The 15,906-nt window shown below is 71.4% G+C and carries 15 protein-coding genes; 5 read left to right on the top strand and 10 right to left on the bottom strand.

Annotated features, from left to right (window positions below; all coding sequences use genetic code 11):
- Positions 1-394: 394 nt before the first annotated feature.
- The gene (locus FB559_RS29380) at positions 395-2,002 is read left to right on the top strand and encodes an MFS transporter (RefSeq protein WP_246122157.1); all 1,608 of its coding nucleotides are present in this window, start codon (positions 395-397) and stop codon (positions 2,000-2,002) included.
- 19 nt (positions 2,003-2,021) lie between these two features.
- Here the strand turns inward: FB559_RS29380 and FB559_RS29375 are convergent, their stop codons facing one another.
- Positions 2,022-2,564 carry a UDP-diphosphatase gene (locus FB559_RS29375; protein WP_141959676.1) on the bottom strand — a complete coding sequence of 181 codons (543 nt, stop codon included), beginning with the start codon at positions 2,562-2,564 and terminating at the stop codon, positions 2,022-2,024.
- A 158-nt stretch (positions 2,565-2,722) separates the two neighbouring features.
- Between FB559_RS29375 and FB559_RS29370 the strand changes: the two genes are divergently transcribed.
- On the top strand, positions 2,723-4,195 hold the full coding sequence (locus FB559_RS29370; protein WP_141959674.1) for a hypothetical protein: 1,473 nt from the start codon (positions 2,723-2,725) through the stop codon (positions 4,193-4,195).
- A gap of 12 nt (positions 4,196-4,207) precedes the next feature.
- On the opposite strand, the gene FB559_RS29365 is transcribed toward FB559_RS29370, so the two are convergent.
- A complete protein-coding gene (locus FB559_RS29365) occupies positions 4,208-4,564 on the bottom strand; it encodes a BlaI/MecI/CopY family transcriptional regulator (RefSeq protein ID WP_141959672.1) in 357 nt (118 codons plus the stop codon).
- Between the two features lie 239 nt (positions 4,565-4,803).
- Between FB559_RS29365 and FB559_RS29360 the strand changes: the two genes are divergently transcribed.
- Together FB559_RS29360 and FB559_RS29355 are read left to right on the top strand one after the other, a co-directional pair.
- Positions 4,804-5,178: a BlaI/MecI/CopY family transcriptional regulator gene (locus FB559_RS29360; RefSeq protein ID WP_141959670.1), complete on the top strand. Its 375-nt coding sequence runs from the start codon at positions 4,804-4,806 to the stop codon at positions 5,176-5,178.
- A gap of 436 nt (positions 5,179-5,614) precedes the next feature.
- Positions 5,615-6,730 carry a lysylphosphatidylglycerol synthase transmembrane domain-containing protein gene (locus FB559_RS29355; protein ID WP_141959668.1) on the top strand — a complete coding sequence of 372 codons (1,116 nt, stop codon included), beginning with the start codon at positions 5,615-5,617 and terminating at the stop codon, positions 6,728-6,730.
- A 21-nt stretch (positions 6,731-6,751) separates the two neighbouring features.
- On the opposite strand, the gene FB559_RS29350 is transcribed toward FB559_RS29355, so the two are convergent.
- From FB559_RS29350 to FB559_RS29315, 8 genes are all read right to left on the bottom strand, one after another.
- A complete protein-coding gene (locus FB559_RS29350) occupies positions 6,752-7,288 on the bottom strand; it encodes a GNAT family N-acetyltransferase (RefSeq protein ID WP_185792449.1) in 537 nt (178 codons plus the stop codon).
- Positions 7,288-9,321 (bottom strand): phenylacetic acid degradation bifunctional protein PaaZ, encoded by a 2,034-nt coding sequence (paaZ, locus tag FB559_RS29345; protein ID WP_141959666.1) that lies wholly within the window; start codon positions 9,319-9,321, stop codon positions 7,288-7,290. The genes FB559_RS29350 and paaZ overlap by 1 nt, the downstream gene beginning before the upstream one ends.
- 42 nt (positions 9,322-9,363) lie before the next feature.
- Complete coding sequence (locus FB559_RS29340; RefSeq protein ID WP_141959664.1) at positions 9,364-9,828, bottom strand: hypothetical protein; 465 nt, start codon at positions 9,826-9,828, stop codon at positions 9,364-9,366.
- Positions 9,821-10,180, bottom strand: coding sequence for a hypothetical protein (locus FB559_RS29335; protein WP_221640226.1), 360 nt, complete (start codon positions 10,178-10,180; stop codon positions 9,821-9,823). Before FB559_RS29335 ends, FB559_RS29340 begins: the two co-directional genes overlap by 8 nt.
- A 68-nt stretch (positions 10,181-10,248) precedes the next feature.
- Positions 10,249-11,049: a YceI family protein gene (locus tag FB559_RS29330; protein ID WP_246122155.1), complete on the bottom strand. Its 801-nt coding sequence runs from the start codon at positions 11,047-11,049 to the stop codon at positions 10,249-10,251.
- Positions 11,050-11,063: 14 nt separating this feature from the next.
- A complete protein-coding gene (locus FB559_RS29325; protein WP_141959662.1) occupies positions 11,064-11,840 on the bottom strand; it encodes an MSCRAMM family protein in 777 nt (258 codons plus the stop codon).
- Positions 11,841-11,863: 23 nt separating this feature from the next.
- On the bottom strand, positions 11,864-12,298 hold the full coding sequence (locus FB559_RS29320; protein ID WP_141959660.1) for a MarR family winged helix-turn-helix transcriptional regulator: 435 nt from the start codon (positions 12,296-12,298) through the stop codon (positions 11,864-11,866).
- Positions 12,295-14,646: an MFS transporter gene (locus FB559_RS29315; protein ID WP_141959658.1), complete on the bottom strand. Its 2,352-nt coding sequence runs from the start codon at positions 14,644-14,646 to the stop codon at positions 12,295-12,297. Before FB559_RS29315 ends, FB559_RS29320 begins: the two co-directional genes overlap by 4 nt.
- A 135-nt stretch (positions 14,647-14,781) precedes the next feature.
- Between FB559_RS29315 and FB559_RS29310 the strand changes: the two genes are divergently transcribed.
- Positions 14,782-15,630, top strand: coding sequence for a spermidine synthase (locus FB559_RS29310; protein WP_141959656.1), 849 nt, complete (start codon positions 14,782-14,784; stop codon positions 15,628-15,630).
- Positions 15,631-15,906: the final 276 nt, after the last annotated feature.

Here is a 15,906-nt window from a genome sequence, read left to right as displayed (position 1 = left end):
CTGCCCGCGAGGCCCATGTGAGCGGCTCGCCCGGTGGAGCGCATCGCCTGGACCGCCGGTAAAGCGTAGGGCCTGGCGCGTTAACGCGGCAATGTTTCGAAAAGGAGGGAAGTGCCGTCTATCGTCGCCGAATCTCCTGTAGCGGCGGACGTCACCCTCGGTGCGACTTGGCGATGCCTTGGTGTTGCCTTGGGAGTTACGTTGCCCTGGGCACACGTGCCTGTGGGCGCTCGTACGGCAGCAGAACGGAACGCTTCATTCCGCGGTAAGCGTGATGTAGCCGATTTCACAACTCGCTTGATTTGCCCTCCGGGCCGCGATCGTTGATCATTGGCCGAATGTCCCCCGCTCCCCAGCTGTCCCATAACGGGCTTGCGGAGAGAGCGGCCGGGCTGTGACCGCCACACTCGAGGCGCCACGCCCCGCCGCCGCGATACGGGCACGACCGGTACGCCACCGACGGTGGCTGTTGCACCCCGTCGTGGCCGCTACGGTCATTGCCGGAATCCTCCATGTGCTGTGGGCGGTGTTCCTCGCGCGCGGCGGCGGCGACCTCGCCGCGCAGAGCGCCTGGGCGGAGTTCGCCCTCCGCCATCCCGGCTCCGCCTACGACTTCGCGTGGTACGGCGGCATGCACCCCGCCTCGTACAGCGTGATCTCCCCGTACCTCATGGCCCTGCTGGGCGTCCGTACGACCGGTGTGCTCGCGGGCACGGCCTCGGCCGGGCTCTTCGCGCTGCTCCTCGTACGCTCGGGGATCCGCCGTCCGCTGGCACCCGCGCTCTGGGGGGCCTTCGCGCTGTCCTGCAACGCGGTGTCCGGCCGGGTGACGTTCTCGCTGGGGGTGCTCTTCGGGCTCGCCGCGGTCGCCGTGGTGTTCGCCTCGCGCGGCCCGCGCGCGCCCCGCGCCGCCGCGGTCGTCTTCCTCGGCGTGCTGGCCACGCTGGCCAGCCCGGTGGCCGGGCTCTTCCTCGAGGTGGCCGCCGCGGCGCTGTTCCTCACCCGGCGCCGACGGCCGGCGTACGCGCTGGCGGCCGGGCCGCCGTTCGTGGTCGCGCTCTCCGCGCTGCTGTTCCCCTTCAAGGGGGTGCAGCCGTTCCCGTGGTTCCTGGTCGCGGCTCCCGTCGTCAGCGCCGTGGCGCTCGCGCTCTACGCCCCCAAGGCCTGGCGCAACGTACGCGCGGGCGCGGTCGTGTACGCCTTCGGGACCGTTCTCACCTGGCTCATCCCGTCGCAGGTGGGCAGCAACGTGGACCGCCTCGCCCTGCTGTTCGGCGGCGCGGTCATGCTCGCCGCCGCGATGGAGCGGAAGACCGCCATCCTCTACGTCGCGTTCGCGGCCACCGCCATCTCCCAGATCATCCGGCCGGTCTTCGACGTCGTGAACACCGGCTCCCCCGACGGCCACACGACCGGTGTGCTGTCGGAGCTGCGCAACCTGAACGCCGACCGCGGACGGGTCGAGGTGGTGCCGGAGCGCACGCATCTGGAGTCGTCGGAGTTCGCCCCGGTGGTCAACCTCGCGCGCGGCTGGAACCGCCAGGCCGACGTCGACCGCAACCCCCTGTTCTACAACGGGACCCTTACCGCCGACACCTACCACGACTGGCTTAAGCGCTGGGCCGTGCGTTACGTCGTCCTGTCGGACTCCACGCCGGACTGGCAGGGGATCGAGGAGGCCCGCATCGTCGCGGGTGGCCAGCCGTGGCTGAAGCAGGTCTGGCGGGACGACCACTGGCACCTGTACGAGCTCAGCGACCCCGAGCCGCTCGCCGACCCGCCCGCCACCGTCGCGCGCGCGGACGACGGCGAGCTCGACATCAACGTCCCGTCGGGGGGCTGGGTGCTCGTACGCGTGCCCTGGTCACCGTGGCTGGGTGTACGCGGCGGCGCTCCAGGCTGCCTGACCCAGGCCGGCGACTGGACCCGTCTGTTCGCCCCGGTACCCGGCCGGTACCGCCTCGGCGGGAGCTACCAGCTCCCCCGCGGCACTCCCTGCTGACCCCCCGCGTTTCGGGGGGTCAGGACGTCTCTCCGGCCCCCGTGAACGGCCGCAGGCGCGTACGGCGGAGGCGGGACACGGCACGGCGGAGCGGTCCCTCGACGATCACGAAGCCGATCAGGGTGACCGTGACGCCGATGACCGTACCGCCCGCGACGTCGTCGGGCTCGGCCCCGCCGAGGGCGAGCGCGAGCGCGATGACCAGCCAGCCGCCGCACGCCGCGAGCCCGAACCTGCGGCCGACCAGGAAGAGCCCGGCCGCCGTCGCGGACGCCATCGCGGCGTGGTCACTCGGTCCCGGCAGGTCGGAGGAGTGCACGACCAGCCCGTGGAAGGCCGCCCACCGGACGGTCGGCAGCCGCTCGACGACCTGGTTCGCGGCCACGGTCGCGACGACACCGATCGGCGCCCACAGCGCCGCGGCCATGGCGGCGGGACGTTCCCGGCGCGCCGCCCACCACGCCCAGCCGAGCAGCGCCACCAGCAGGACGGGCCCGACTCTCATCGTCACCACCGCCGTGGTGTGGAGCCGGTGCGTGGTGGCCAGATGGTCGGTGAACATGGGTTTCCGCCTCGTCGGGTTCGCAGTGCCGCGGCGCGGGACGCGAACCGCGCGACCACTGTAGGGATCGCTCGGTCAACGGAGGGTTAGCGCACCCGACGCGAAACTCCCATGACCGTTTACATGCCGATGATTGACCAGACCCTACAATCTGTAGGGTGAACCTCAGTGGTCGGTCAAGCGTGCGTCCCACCCGCCCCTGTGTGCCCCTCGTCGCGGTGGCGTTCCTGTACGCGGCCGCCCAGCTCGTCGCCGTCACGACGCGGATGCGGCTCGGCTGGGACGAGACGGTCTACGTGAGCCAGGTCAGCCCGCACGTCCCCACGGCGTTCTTCAGCGCCCCGCGCGCCCGCGGCGTCACCCTGCTGGCCGCTCCGCTGGTCGCGGTCACCTCCTCCGTCGCCGCGCTGCGGATCTACATGACCGTGCTCTCCACCATCGGCCTCGTGATCGCGTACTGGCCGTGGACCCGCCTGCTGCGGCCGGTGACCGTCGCGCTGGCCGCGTTTCTCCTCGCGGTGCTGTGGATGGTGCAGTTCTACGGCAACGCGGTCATGCCCAACATCTACGTCGCCTACGGCGCGGTGGCGGCCACCGGCTGGTTCGCGCACACGGTGCGCGGGCAGAGCCGCGCGGCGCCGGTCTGGCTCGCGGCGAGCCTGGCCTTCGTGGCGCTCATACGCCCCGGTGACGCGATGTGGCTCGTGCCCACGCTGCTCGTCGCGGTGGCGTTCGCCCACCGGCGCCGGCTCATCGCGCTGGCGGCGATCGTGATCGGACCGCTGGCGGGCGCGGCCGAATGGGTCGTGGAGGCGTACGTCAGATTCGGCGATCCGCTCCGCCGGCTGCGTGCGGCGAGCGAGACCGAGGGCGGCCTCGGCTGGCATCCCGAGGGCGTGCGGATGGAGCTGCACGCGCTCGACCACAACCTGCTGTGCCGCCCGTGCGGCGGCGCGACCTGGCACGTCCAGCCTCTCTCGGCATGGTGGCCGCTGGTCCCCGTGCTGGCCGCCGGCGGCCTCGTGCTCGCGGCGCGCGGGCGGCGGCTGGGCCTGCTGGCGCCACCCGCCGCGTGCGGTGCCGTCCTGGGCGCGTCCTACCTGTTCCTGGTCGGGTACGCCGCACCCCGCTTCCTCATCCCGGCGTACGCGCTGCTGGCCCTGCCGATGGCCGAGCTCGCATGGGGCGCGGCCACGCTCGGCCGGGGGCGCTGGCGGATCGCGACGGCGGGTGCCGTGGCCCTGGGCCTCGCCGCGCAGACGGCCGGTCAGCAGCTGGTGCTCGCGCACATGGTCACGTCCCAGTACACCGCGCGAGGGGACTTCGTCGCCATCACCGGCCAGCTCCAGTACCTGGGCGTACGCCCGCCGTGCACGCTGTCCGGCGAGCAGGCCCCACCGCTGGCGTTCTACACCGGCTGCCGGTCGCTGCAGATCGCCGGCAACGACATGTCCACCGATGTCGCCGGGCTGCGGAGGGCGGCGACCCTGACCCGGCTGGCGGTCGTGGAGCACATCGGCCAGCGGCCACGCTACACGCGCGGCTGGCTCCGTTACTCGTTCACCACGCCCAGCGGGCGACGCTGGCGCGTCTTCCTGCCGCCGCATCCGCCGGCCGCCCCGCGCACCTGAGACGAACGCGCCCTACGCCGTGTCGAGGAGCTTGCGCAGCATCTCCTCGTCGTCGGGACCGAGCCCGGTCACGAAGCGCTCGAGCACCGCCGCGTGGTCCGGCTCCCGCCCCAGGGCCTCGTGCATGATCTGCGCGGCGTGCTCGGTGGCGTCCTTGACCGGCCGGTACGCTCCGCGCCGTCCGCCGGCGTCACGGATCACGAGGCCCTTGTCCCACAGGCGCTTCAGGATGGTGTGCACGGTGTTGTACGCGAGGCCGCCGCCGATCCGCTCCTGGACCTCGGACGGGGTCAGTGCCCGGCCGGTCGCCCACAGCGTGCCGAGAACCTCCGCCTCGAGCTGCCCGGCGCCCCGCCGCAGTTCGGCCATGCTGTCACTTTACAGGCGGTACATCCGGATCTGTGGAGCCGTTTCGTCCCGGATCCTCCATCACGGCCGCGACTCCCCCACGCCGCCGCGCGGCACCGTACCGACGGCGCAGGGCCTACGGCGGCGGACCGCGGCCGGGTGGCTGAGCCCGCGACCTGGGCATCTGGCGAAGGCCCGCCGGGACCGTACCCCTACTATCGTGGTCATAGACCCCGTTTCCTCCCGGAGCAGGTGTCGGCATGAACTCGCCCGACCAGCAGCGACGACCTTCCGGCATGCTCGAGGACGAGGTGCTGGCCGCGCTGTGGCGGGGCGGGCGGCCGATGAGCCCGGCGGAGGTCCAGTCCTCGCTCGGCGGAGCCCTCGCGTACACCACGGTGATGACGACCCTCGCCCGCCTGCACCGCAAGGAGATGGCCACGCGCACCCGCGAGGGGCGCGGATACGTCTACTTCCCCTGCGTCGACGAGGCCGGCCACACGGCCGCGGCCATGAACGCCCTGCTCCGTCGCCGTCAGGACCACGCCGCGGTGCTCGCGAGGTTCGTCTCGGAACTCCCGCCGGAGGACGAACGCCTGCTGCTGCGCCTCCTACGGGACGAAGAAGCCCGCTGACCGGACGGGCCGCGGCGCGATCGACCTTTTCGTCCCGGCCACCTACCGCGTGTCCTTTCCGATACGGTGCCAGCAACGCACCTGTACTATTTGGGTAGTAGCACAGCCGCGAGAAACGGGAGTGGTGGACGGACACGTGCGAATGTTGCGGTGCGGGCCGACGGCCGCGTCAGGGCCGTCATCGACCCGCGCGGAAGGCCGCACGGGCCGTACGGTCACCGGCCGCCCACATACGCCCGGTTCTGACCACAGGTCCGGCACCCGCGACGGCGCGGACGCCCACCGCCTTTCCCACTACCGCCAATAGCGTGGACCGCAGTCCGAGGACCGGTCCGCGAAGCATCTGCAGGCACTGAAGTCTCTTCGCCCGGATTCCCGACCGCGTTCTTCATCTTGTGTTCCATCGGTGTCGATCCGCTAAGGGGACATTGAGTCCATGAATCGCAGCACCCTCGTACGGCAGCCGCCGCCCGACCTGGTGACGGTTCAGGCCGGCGGGTCCGTCGTGGCCCGCATCCCGGCCCGTACGTGGATCGTCTCGATGCTCGTCCTGACCGGACTGCTCGCCGGGCTCGCCGGAGCGGGACTGGCCAACGTCGATGTGGCCGGCGGTCTGTGGAACGGCGCGGACTGGCTCTCCGAGGGAGCGGCGAGGATCCGCTGGGGGCTCGTCCCGGTGATCGCGGCGCTGACCGCGCTGCACTATCTGACCTCGGCACTCGGCGTACGCACCACCGCGTCCGGCGCGGCCGGAAAGCCCACCGCCGGCGCCCCCGCGATCGCGCGCCTCGGTGTCTGGGAGATCACCACCGCACAGTTCGCGGGTGCCGCGGCGAACCGGCTGGCGCCCGCCGGGCTCGGCACCGCGGCCGTGACCTGCCGATACCTCACCCGGCGCGGCCTGCCCGCCTGCGCCGCGACCACCACGGTGGCCGTGGTCGGTCTCGTACGCGCGTTGACCAAGCTCGCGCTCGTCACGCTGGTCATCACGTTGTGGGGCGGCCTGGGACCCGCGCTGCGCCCCGCGGGCGACGCCGGCCGGATCGTGTCCCGGCACATGGGGATGTTCGTACCCGCCGTGATCATCGCCGTGGTCGCGGTGACGGCGCTCGTCGTCGTCGCGGTGTACTGGCGACGCCGGCAGCCCCCGTTCCGGATCGGTGCGGTGTTCGCCGGCGTGGCGGGCTCCCTGCGGCACCTGCTGCGGCGGCCCCGCTGCCTGCTGGCGCTGGTCGCCGCCGCGACCGCGGCCGACCTGGCACTGGCCCTGGCCTTCGCGACGAGCGTGATGGCCGTCCCCGGTGTGCCGACGGGGTCCGTCGGCTCGCTGGTCGCGCTCTACCTTCTCGGCGCCACCGCGGGCTCCGCCGTCCCCATGCCCGCAGGCGTGGGATCCACGGAGGCGGCGCTCATCGCGGCCCTGGCGACCGTGCACATCCCCGCCGCCCAGGCGGCCACCGGCGTGCTCCTCTTTCGCGTCACGACCTTCTGGGCCCCCGTACCCGCCGGCGTCCTGAGCACCCGCTGGCTGCGCCGCCGCGGCGGTCTGTGAGGACGCGCGACGGCGGCGAGCTCACAGCGCCTTGTGGTAGATGACGAAGTCGCACGGCGTGGCCAGCCGCGGAGCCAAGTCGGGATACTGCTCCTCGAAGGCCCCCTTGCGCACCACCTTGTAGCCGGACCGCTCGTTCCAGCCGGCCATGAACTCCTTCGAGTCCTGGGTCCAGTCGCGGGGGACGAGCAGCTCGATCTGCAGCGTGCCGATCCCCTGCCGCCGGAGCATGTCGATGACAAAGCTCCGTAGCCGCCGCCCGATCCCCATGCCGCGGTGGTCGGGGTCGGCGACCAGCATCCCGGACTCCCCGGTCTCGGCGTCGAGGTGCTGCACGCGGATGGACCCGACGACGGCGCCGTCGAGCCGCGCCACGACGATCTGCCCGGCGCGGGTGAGCTCCGTGATCTCCTCGACGGTCGTACGGGTGGTACCCGGCAGCCACTGCCCGTTCTCCGCGGTGGCGTAGACCCGGTTGACCAGGTCCGCCACCTCCCGCATGGTGTCGGTGTCCGCGCTCGCCTCGGCGGGCAGCAGCGAGATGTCGAGAGGGGCCATCACTGCTCCCCGTTGGCGACCAGGGTCAGCACGTCGTACTTGGCGACCGAGGACCCGTCCTGTTTCGTCACGTCGGCGTCCCAGCGGACCTCTCCGTAGTCGGCCCCCTGCCGGGGCTCGATCCGCTTGGCGGTGAGCGTCACGGTGAGCTCGTCGCCCGGATAGACGGGCGTGAGGAAGCGGAGGTTCTCCAGCCCGTAGTTGGCGAGCACCGGTCCGGGGTCGGGGTGCACGAACAGCCCGGCCGCGAACGACAAGATGAGGTAGCCGTGCGCCACCCGGCCGTCGAAGAACGGGTTGGCGCGCGCGGCCTCATCGTCGGTGTGGGCGTAGAAGGTGTCGCCGGTGAACTCGGCGAAGTGCTCGATGTCGGCCAGGGTGACCGTGCGGGGACCGGCCACGACCGTGTCGCCCACCCGGAGCTCGCCGAGGTGCTTGCGGAACGGATGGACGTCGCCCGTACGGCGTTCGGTCCCCGGCGTCCAGCGGCCGGTGAGCGCGGTGAGCATCCGCGGGCTCGCCTGGACGGCCGTGCGCTGCATGTGGTGCAGGACGCCGCGGATGCCGCCCATCTCCTCGCCGCCGCCCGCACGGCCGGGGCCGCCGTGCACCAGCGCCGGCATCGGCGAGCCGTGCCCGGTGGACTCCCCCGCGGTCTCCGCGTCGACGACGAGCAGGCGCCCATGCCAGGGCGCGACCCCGAGCACCATGTCGCGGGCGAAGTCCGGGTCGGCGGTGACGATCGAGCCGGCCAGGCTGCCACGGCCACGCGCCGCGAGCTCCACGGCGTGGCCGGGAGAGGTGTACGGGAACAGGGTGCTGACGGGACCGAACGCCTCCACCTCGTGCGGCTCGTCCCGGTCGGGGTCGTCGGCGCGCAGCAGGATCGGGGACATGAACGCGCCGAGCTCCGCGTCGGCGTCCACGACCTCCACCCGGTCGGGGTCGCCGAAGACCATGCGCGTGGCCACCGACAGCGCCTTCAGCGAGCGGCGTACCTCCTCGCGCTGGCCCAGACCGGCCAGGGCGCCCATCTTCACGCCGGGGTCGGCCGGGTTGCCGACGGTGACGTCGGCGAGCCGCGCGGCCACCGCCTGCTCGACCTCGTCGATGATCTCGGCCGGGACGAGGGCGCGGCGGATCGCGGTGCACTTCTGGCCGGCCTTGACCGTCATCTCCGTGACGAGCTGCCCGACGAAGACCTCGAACTCCGGGTCGCCGGGGCGTACGTCCGGGCCGAGGATCGAGCAGTTGAGCGAGTCGGCCTCGGCGTTGAACCGGACCGACCGCGCGACCACGACGGGGTGTGCGCGCAGCAGGGCGGCGGTCGTGGCCGACCCGGTGAAGGCGACCAGGTCCTGTTCGGTGAGGTGGTCGAGCAGGTCACCGGCGTCGCCGCAGACGAGCTGGAGCGAGCCCTCCGGCAGCAGGCCGGACTCGATGATCAGCTCGACGAGACGCGCGGTGAGGTAGGCGGTCTGGCCGGCCGGCTTGACCAGGCTCGGCACCCCGGCGAGGAAGGCCGGCGCGAGCTTCTCCAGCGGGCCCCAGACCGGAAAGTTGAAGGCGTTGATCTGCACCGCGACGCCCAGGAGCGGTGTGCAGATGTGCTGGCCGACGAAGCCGCCGCCCTTGCTGAGCGGCTCCAGGCCGCCCTCGACGTACACGGTGCCGGCGGGCAGCTCGCGGCGTCCCTTGCTCGCGTAGGAGAACAGCACGCCGATGCCGCCGTCGACGTCGAACTTCGCGTCTCCCAGCGTGGCGCCGGTGCGCAGCGACAGGTCGTACAGCTCGTCGCGGTGCCCGCGCAGCTCGGACGCCAGTGCCTTGAGCAGGGCGGCGCGCTGGTGGAAGGTCAGCTCGCGCAGGACCGGGCCGCCGACGCGCCTGCCGTGGTCGAGCGCGGCGCCGAAGTCGACGCCCGTGGACGAGATCCGGGCGATCTCCGCACCCGTCACCGCGTCGCGTAGCGGCGCGCCCTCGTCCGCGGGGACGTGCCACGCCCCGGACACATAACTGGACAGCGGAGCCATCGGACCCGACCTCCTCGTCGGTGGACCGTATCGGCCCGAATCCTAACCCGGCCCGCTCGTCTCCCCCACCTCGGTCCGGTGCCGGACCCGCCGCAGCCACCACAGGCCGATCACCGGCAGCACCAGCGGGACGAAGCCGTACCCGTTGCCGTACTCCGACCACACGGTGGCGTCGGGGAAGGCGGCGGAGTCGGCGAGGCTGTACGTGCCGACGGCGACGACCCCGATCAGCTCGATCGTGCACGAGGTGACGGCGATGCGGTAGGAGGTGCGGCCGGACCGCGCCAGGGTCACCGTCGCGACGATGTAGACCGCCGCCGCGAACGCCGACAGCAGGTAGGCCACCGGAGCCTCGTGGAACCGGGTAGCGATCTGTACGCCCGCCCGCGAGCCGGCGGCGAGCGCGAACACGCCGTAGACGGCGATGAGCACGCGGCCGGGGCCGCTACGCCGCCTGCCGTCCGGAGCCGTGTCCGAAGTCGCGTCCGGAGCCGGGCCCTCAGCCATGCCACACCTGCTGCATGCGGACGATGAGCACCGCCATGACGAGGAAGCCCGCGGCCAGGACTGCCGGGCCCCAGCGAGTGCGCTCCCCCAGCCCCCACGCGGCGGCGACCGGCAGGATGAGCAGCGAGCCGATGAGGTAGCCGATGAAGACGGCCAGCCCGCCGACCGGGCGGTGCCCGCCCGCGAGGCGCATGACCGCCCACACCACCTGCACGAGCAGCCCGGCCTCACCCAGCGCGGCGGTGGCCAGCAGCAGTCTGCCGACCCGGCGGTCCAGGGCGGTCATCACCAGAGAGAGGCCGGCGAGCGCCAGCATCCCGACGATCAGTGATGCCGCCAGCGCGTCGACCACGCGTCAGCCCTTCCCTCGACCCCGACCCTTACCGGACGAGAGAGTACTACGCCCGGTAGTACAAGGCCTCAGCGGCGTACCATCTCGATGTCCAGCTCGACCTGGAGAATGCCGCCGACCACGCCGATACCGACCCGTACCGCCTGGTTCCAGTCGATCGCAAAGTCCTCTCGCCGCAGCTCGGTCACCGAGTGGAAGGCGGCGCGCACGCCGCCCCAGGGGTCCGGGCCGACGCCCAGGTAGGTGGTGTCGAGCACGATCTGGCGGGTCACACCGCGGATGGTGATCTCGCCGTCCATCGCCCAGCGGTCCTCGGCGAGCGGCCGCAGGCCCTTGCTGCGGAAGGTGATCTCGGGGAACGCCTCGGTGTGCAGGAAGTCCTTGCTGCGCAGGTGCGTGTCGCGGTCGGAGTTGCCGGTGTCGACGCTGCCGGCCTGGAGCGTGACCTCCACGACGGAGTTCTCCACCGGGTGGGTCACCACGATCGAGCCCGTGAAGTCCGCGATCCGGCCGTGCACGCTCGCCAGGCCGATGTGGCGCGCGCGGATGCGTACCGAGGAGTGCACCGGGTCGATGTCCCAGACGCCGGGGTCGGGCAGTCTCAGCTCGCCGGTGGCGGTCAGTTCGACCTCACCCAGGTCGAGCCCTCCGGCACCGACGACGGCGGAGCGTGCGACCGGCTGGTGGCCGGGCGCGGCGATGATGAGCGTGTACGCGCCGGGTGGCACCTGCGGGATCGCGGCACGGCCGGCGGAGTCCACCGTCGTACGGCCGATCTGCTGTCCGGTCGTGTCCGTGAGTGTGAGGACCGCGTGCTCGACCGGCCAGCCGCCGGGAGCGATCACCCGGACACTGACAGTGGGATTCACGAGAGGCGCCCCTTTCAGGCGGTCAGCGTGACGTCGGCGTCGACGGCGTTGCCGTCCTTCACCTGGACGGGTACGGCGGCCGGGCCATGGCCGGCGGCGACGAGCGTGTAGGTCCCCAGCGGAAGGTCCTCGAAGACGAACAAACCGTCGGAATCGCTCATCGTAGTCGCCACGATCTTTCCTGCCTCGTTCATCAGCGAGACCCGTGCGCCCGGGTACGGGCGATCGTGCGTCCAGACCTCCCCGTGCATCGAGCCGCGCGCGGCCAGCACCAGGTCCTGACGTGCCTGGGCGCCCTGGCGGATGGTCACCGCCGCGGCGGCCGGCTGATGGGAGGGGGCCGAGACCACCAGCGTGTACATGCCCTCGGGCAGGCTGATGAAGGAGAAGCCCCCCTCCATTCCGGTGCGCGCGGTCCCGACGACCTCACCCTGGACATCGGTGACGGTGATGGTGGCGTCGGCCACCGGCCGTCCGGTGCCGGCGATGCGCACCATCCCGGTGAGCCCGCCGACGCCGGCCACGGTCATGTCGTGACGGACCGTCTCGTCGCCGACCGCGACGAGAGAGGCGATCGGCTCGTGCCCCAGCGCGGAGGCGATGATCAGGTACGTGCCGCCGGTGCTGACGGTAAGGCGGTATTCACCGTCCGGGCCGGTGTAGGCCGAACCGATCTTGCGGCCGGCCATGTCGGCCAGCGTCACCACGGCCCCGGAAACCGGGGGGCCCTCGGTCCGCCGGACGGTGCCGAAGACGACGAGCGTCTCACGGAGCGCCGTGTTCTCCACCATAGATATTCTTCCTCCGATTTCGGCTATTCCGGGGCTGCCGCGAGGGCCTCGAGGGCGGGCAGCGCGGCCTCGAGGGCGCTCTGCTGGGCGGGCGGCAGCTGATGGATCCGGTCCGCGAGGATGCCGGTGGTGCGCCTGCTCAGCTCCTCCAGCACCTCCGCGCCGGCATCGCTGGTGGCGAGCCGGCAGATCCGCCGGTCGTGTGGGTCCGGCAGCCGGGCGATCAGGCCCTGTTTGTCCAGTGCGTCGACGATGTGGGACACCGTCGGCGTGCTGACCCCCATGCGCTTGGCCAGCTCACCGACGGCGAGCGGCTCGCCCGCCGCCACGGTGGCCAGCGCGGTCACGCGGCTGGGGGTCAGCTCGTCCGGCCAGTCCTTGCGGAGCCGGCGGGTGAGAGCGGTCATGGCGAGCTTGAGCCGCCCCGCCGTCGCCGCCGGCTCCGGTCCGATGTTCATTCGCCCAGTGCCACGCGTACGGTGGCGGGCTCGTCCCCGCCGACCTGGACCGCGACCGTCGCCGGCCGGTGCCCGGCGGCGACGAGCGTGTAGTGCCCGTCCGCGAGGCCGGTGATCTGGTAGGACCCGTCGGGACCGGTCGTCGTCGTCGCGACGACCTCGCCGGTCTCGTCGGTGACCGTGGTCGTGATGCCGCCGAGCGGTATCCCGTCCGGGGACCGGACGACGCCCCGCATCTCACCGGTCGGGCCCGTCTCGTCGGGCACGAGGACGAAGTCCTGCACCGCCCCGAAGGAACCGACCAGGACGGTGGCCGCCTCCGGAGACCACCCGGGCGCGGTCGTGATCACGAGATAGTCCCCGGGGGGCGCCTGGAACGCGTAGCGCCCGTCCTCACCGGTGTTGGTGCGCCCGAGCTGGTGGCCGTCCGGACCGGCGATCGTGATCGCCGCGTACGCCACGGGGTTTCCCCTGCCGTCGTGCACGAATCCCTCGACACCGTGTGAGCCCTGACTGCCGGTGCCCTCGTGCACGAACGACTCTGTGGGCAAGGGCCCGTAACCGTTCGGCGACATCTGCGGCGTGTTGAGCTCGCCGATCCCGCCGTCGGCCTCGCCCGCGACACCCGCCAGCTCCGAGCCGACGGACTCGTGCTGGGGAGACTTGCGGCGCTTGGTCAGCAGCGAGGCGAAGGCGGCGATGACGCAGGCGATGATGGCGAACAGGAAGGCGATCACCAGGCCCTGGTGGAACGGCTCCGTGATCAGGCGCGGGAAGTAGCTCCGGCCGGTCAGGTAGGAGGCATGGCCCGGCGGGAGGTGGTCCAGCTGGGAGCCGAGAAGCTGCTTCATCGGGTTGTAGCCGAGGAAGGCGGCGAACAGCACGGCGATCGGCGGCAGGTGGGAGACCGTCTGCGCCGCCTGGTCCGGGACACCCTGCGCGACCAGGCCGTCGTGCATCGTCGTCGGCAGGCTGTGGGAGAGGCCGACGACCATCAGGCTGAAGAAGATGCCGATGGACAGCACCATCGAGGAGTTCTGGAACGTGGCGTTCATGCCCGCCCCGACGCCGCGCTGGTCCGGCGGGACCGCGTTCATGATCTCCGCGCGGTTGGGCGAGGCGAACATGCCGGAGCCGATGCCGTTGATGACCAGCAGCAGGGCGAAGACGCCATAGGAGAAGTTCACCGGGATGGCCAGCAGCAGCGCGAAGCTCAGCGCGGTGATGAGCGTGCCGCCCACGGTGAAGTACCGGTGGCCGAGCTTGTCCGACAGCATGCCGGACAGCGGCGCCGCCAGCAGGAAGCCGACCGTCAGCGGGATCATGTAGATGCCCGCCCACAGCGGGGTGTCCTCGAAGCTGTAGCCGTGCTGCGGCAGCCAGATGCCCTGCAGCCAGATGATCAGCATGAACTGCAGGCCACCACGGCCGAGGGCGGTCAGCAGGCTGGCGAGGTTGCCGGCGGCGAAGGTCCGGTCGCGGAAGAGCGACAGCCGGAACAGCGGCTCCTTGACCTTGCTCTCGATGATCAGGAAGACGACCAGAATGACGATGCCGCCGATGAGTGCGCCCAGCACCGCGGGGTTGGTCCAGCCCATCGTGTGACCGCCGTACGGCTGGAGGCCGTACGTGATGCCTACGAGTATGGAGATGAGGCCGACCGCGAAGGTCACGTTGCCCCACCAGTCGATCTTGGCCTTCTTCCGCACGCCGGTGTCGTGCAGCTTGATGTAGGCCCAGAACGTGCCGAAGACGCCGACCGGCACCGAGACGAGGAAGATCCAGTGCCAGTTGACCGGCCCCAGGACACCGCCGAGGATCAGGCCGATGAACGAGCCGGCGATCGCCGCGATCGCGTTGATGCCCAGCGCCGTGCCACGCCGGGTGGCGGGGAAGGCGTCGGTGATGATCGCGGTGGAGTTCGCGAACAGCAACGCGCCGCCGACTCCCTGGACGATGCGCCAGCCGATCAGCCATAGCGCCGCGTTCGCACCATGCATCCAGCTGACCGAGAGCAGGATGGAACAGACGGTGAACACCGCGAAGCCGAGGTTGTACATGCGGACCCTGCCGTACATGTCGCCGAGCTTGCCGAACGACACCACCAGGACGGCGGTGACGACCAAGAAGCCCATCATCATCCACAGCAGGTAACTCGTGTTACCGGAATCGAGGGGATTGAGCCCGATTCCGTTAAAAATGTTCGGCAGCGCGATGAGGACGATCGACTGGTTGATCGTCACCATGAGGACACCGAGCGTGGTGTTCGACAGGGCGATCCACTTGTAGCTCGGCCCGAGGGGTTTCGTCTGCTCCGCTCGTCTGTGCGTCTGGGCGGGCGTTGTCATGGAGGGCGGGCTCCTGAAGTCGTGACTTTAAATGTTGTTTAGTGCTAACTAACTATACGCCTACCGAGAGTCTCCTCAATCCCTCCGGAGTGTGACAAGGCACTCACGCCTTCGCAGGTCGTCGATACTGGAGCGATGGCACACCGACAGCGCCCGGCCCGCGTCGAGGAGAAGATCGACTCGGGCGTCGCCGAGCTCGTCCCGGACGCCGACCGGCCGCGCTCGTGGACTCTCGTGGTGAACGGCACGCCACAGTCCCACGTCGACCTCGACGACCCGGCCTATCTCGACTTCGAGTACGTCCGGCGGCTCGGCCACGTGACCGACCTGGCCGCGGCGGCCGGACGGCCACTGCGGGTCCTGCACCTCGGCGGCGGGGGGCTGACCCTGGCACGCTATGTCGCCGCCACCCGGCCGCGCTCCTCCCAGCAGGTGATCGAGATCGACGCCGCCCTCGTCGACCTCGTACGCCGGCGGCTTCCGCTGGACCGCGGAGCCCGGGTCCGGATCCGTACCGGCGACGCCCGCGAGATCCTCACGCGCGCACCGGAGGACGCCTTCGACCTGGTCGTGAGCGATGTGTACGCGGGCGGCCGCTCCCCGGCCCACCTGACGTCGGTGGAGTTCTTCACCGCCGCCGCGCGCACCCTGCGCGCCGGGGGCCTGTTCGCGGCGAACCTCGCCGACGGCGCACCCCTGTCCTTCGCCCGCGCCCAGGTGGCCACGCTGCGTACGGTCCTGCCGGAGGCCTGTCTGATCGCCGACCCGGCGGTGCTGCGGGGCCGGAGGTTCGGCAACCTGGTCCTGGTCGCCGGGCACGGCGAACCACCGGTGGCCGGCCTGGTCCGCAGGGCCGCGGGCGACCCCTTCCCCGGCCGGGTACTGCACGGGGACGAGCTCACGAGATTCACCGCCGGAGCACGACCGGTCACCGACGCGACCGCACGCCCGTCACCGCCCCCGCCCGACGGCGTCTTCGCCTGACGGCGGGTGGTGGGGTCCGGAGGCGTTGTCCATCCTCCGGACCCCTGGTGTGCCACCCAGTTGCGCACACCGGCACGTTTAAGAGTGCGGATCAGTCCTGAGATCGTCGTGCTCTACCTATTGAGCTAACGCGGCACGTGGAGCCGCATGCCGGGCTCGAACCGGCACCCCGGCGAGTTTCGTCCGCACTCGGTCGATCCGGTGTTCGGTGGCGAATACTGAATCTGGAGCGAGAGTCTGAGATTGAGCGGCTGCCTCTACCGGTTGGGCCATCCC

The organism is Actinoallomurus bryophytorum (genome assembly GCF_006716425.1).
In the GTDB taxonomy this organism is placed as follows: domain Bacteria; phylum Actinomycetota; class Actinomycetes; order Streptosporangiales; family Streptosporangiaceae; genus Actinoallomurus; species Actinoallomurus bryophytorum.
The sequence above is the reverse complement of the archived record's forward strand: the minus strand, read 5'-3'. Positions and strand labels throughout refer to the sequence as shown.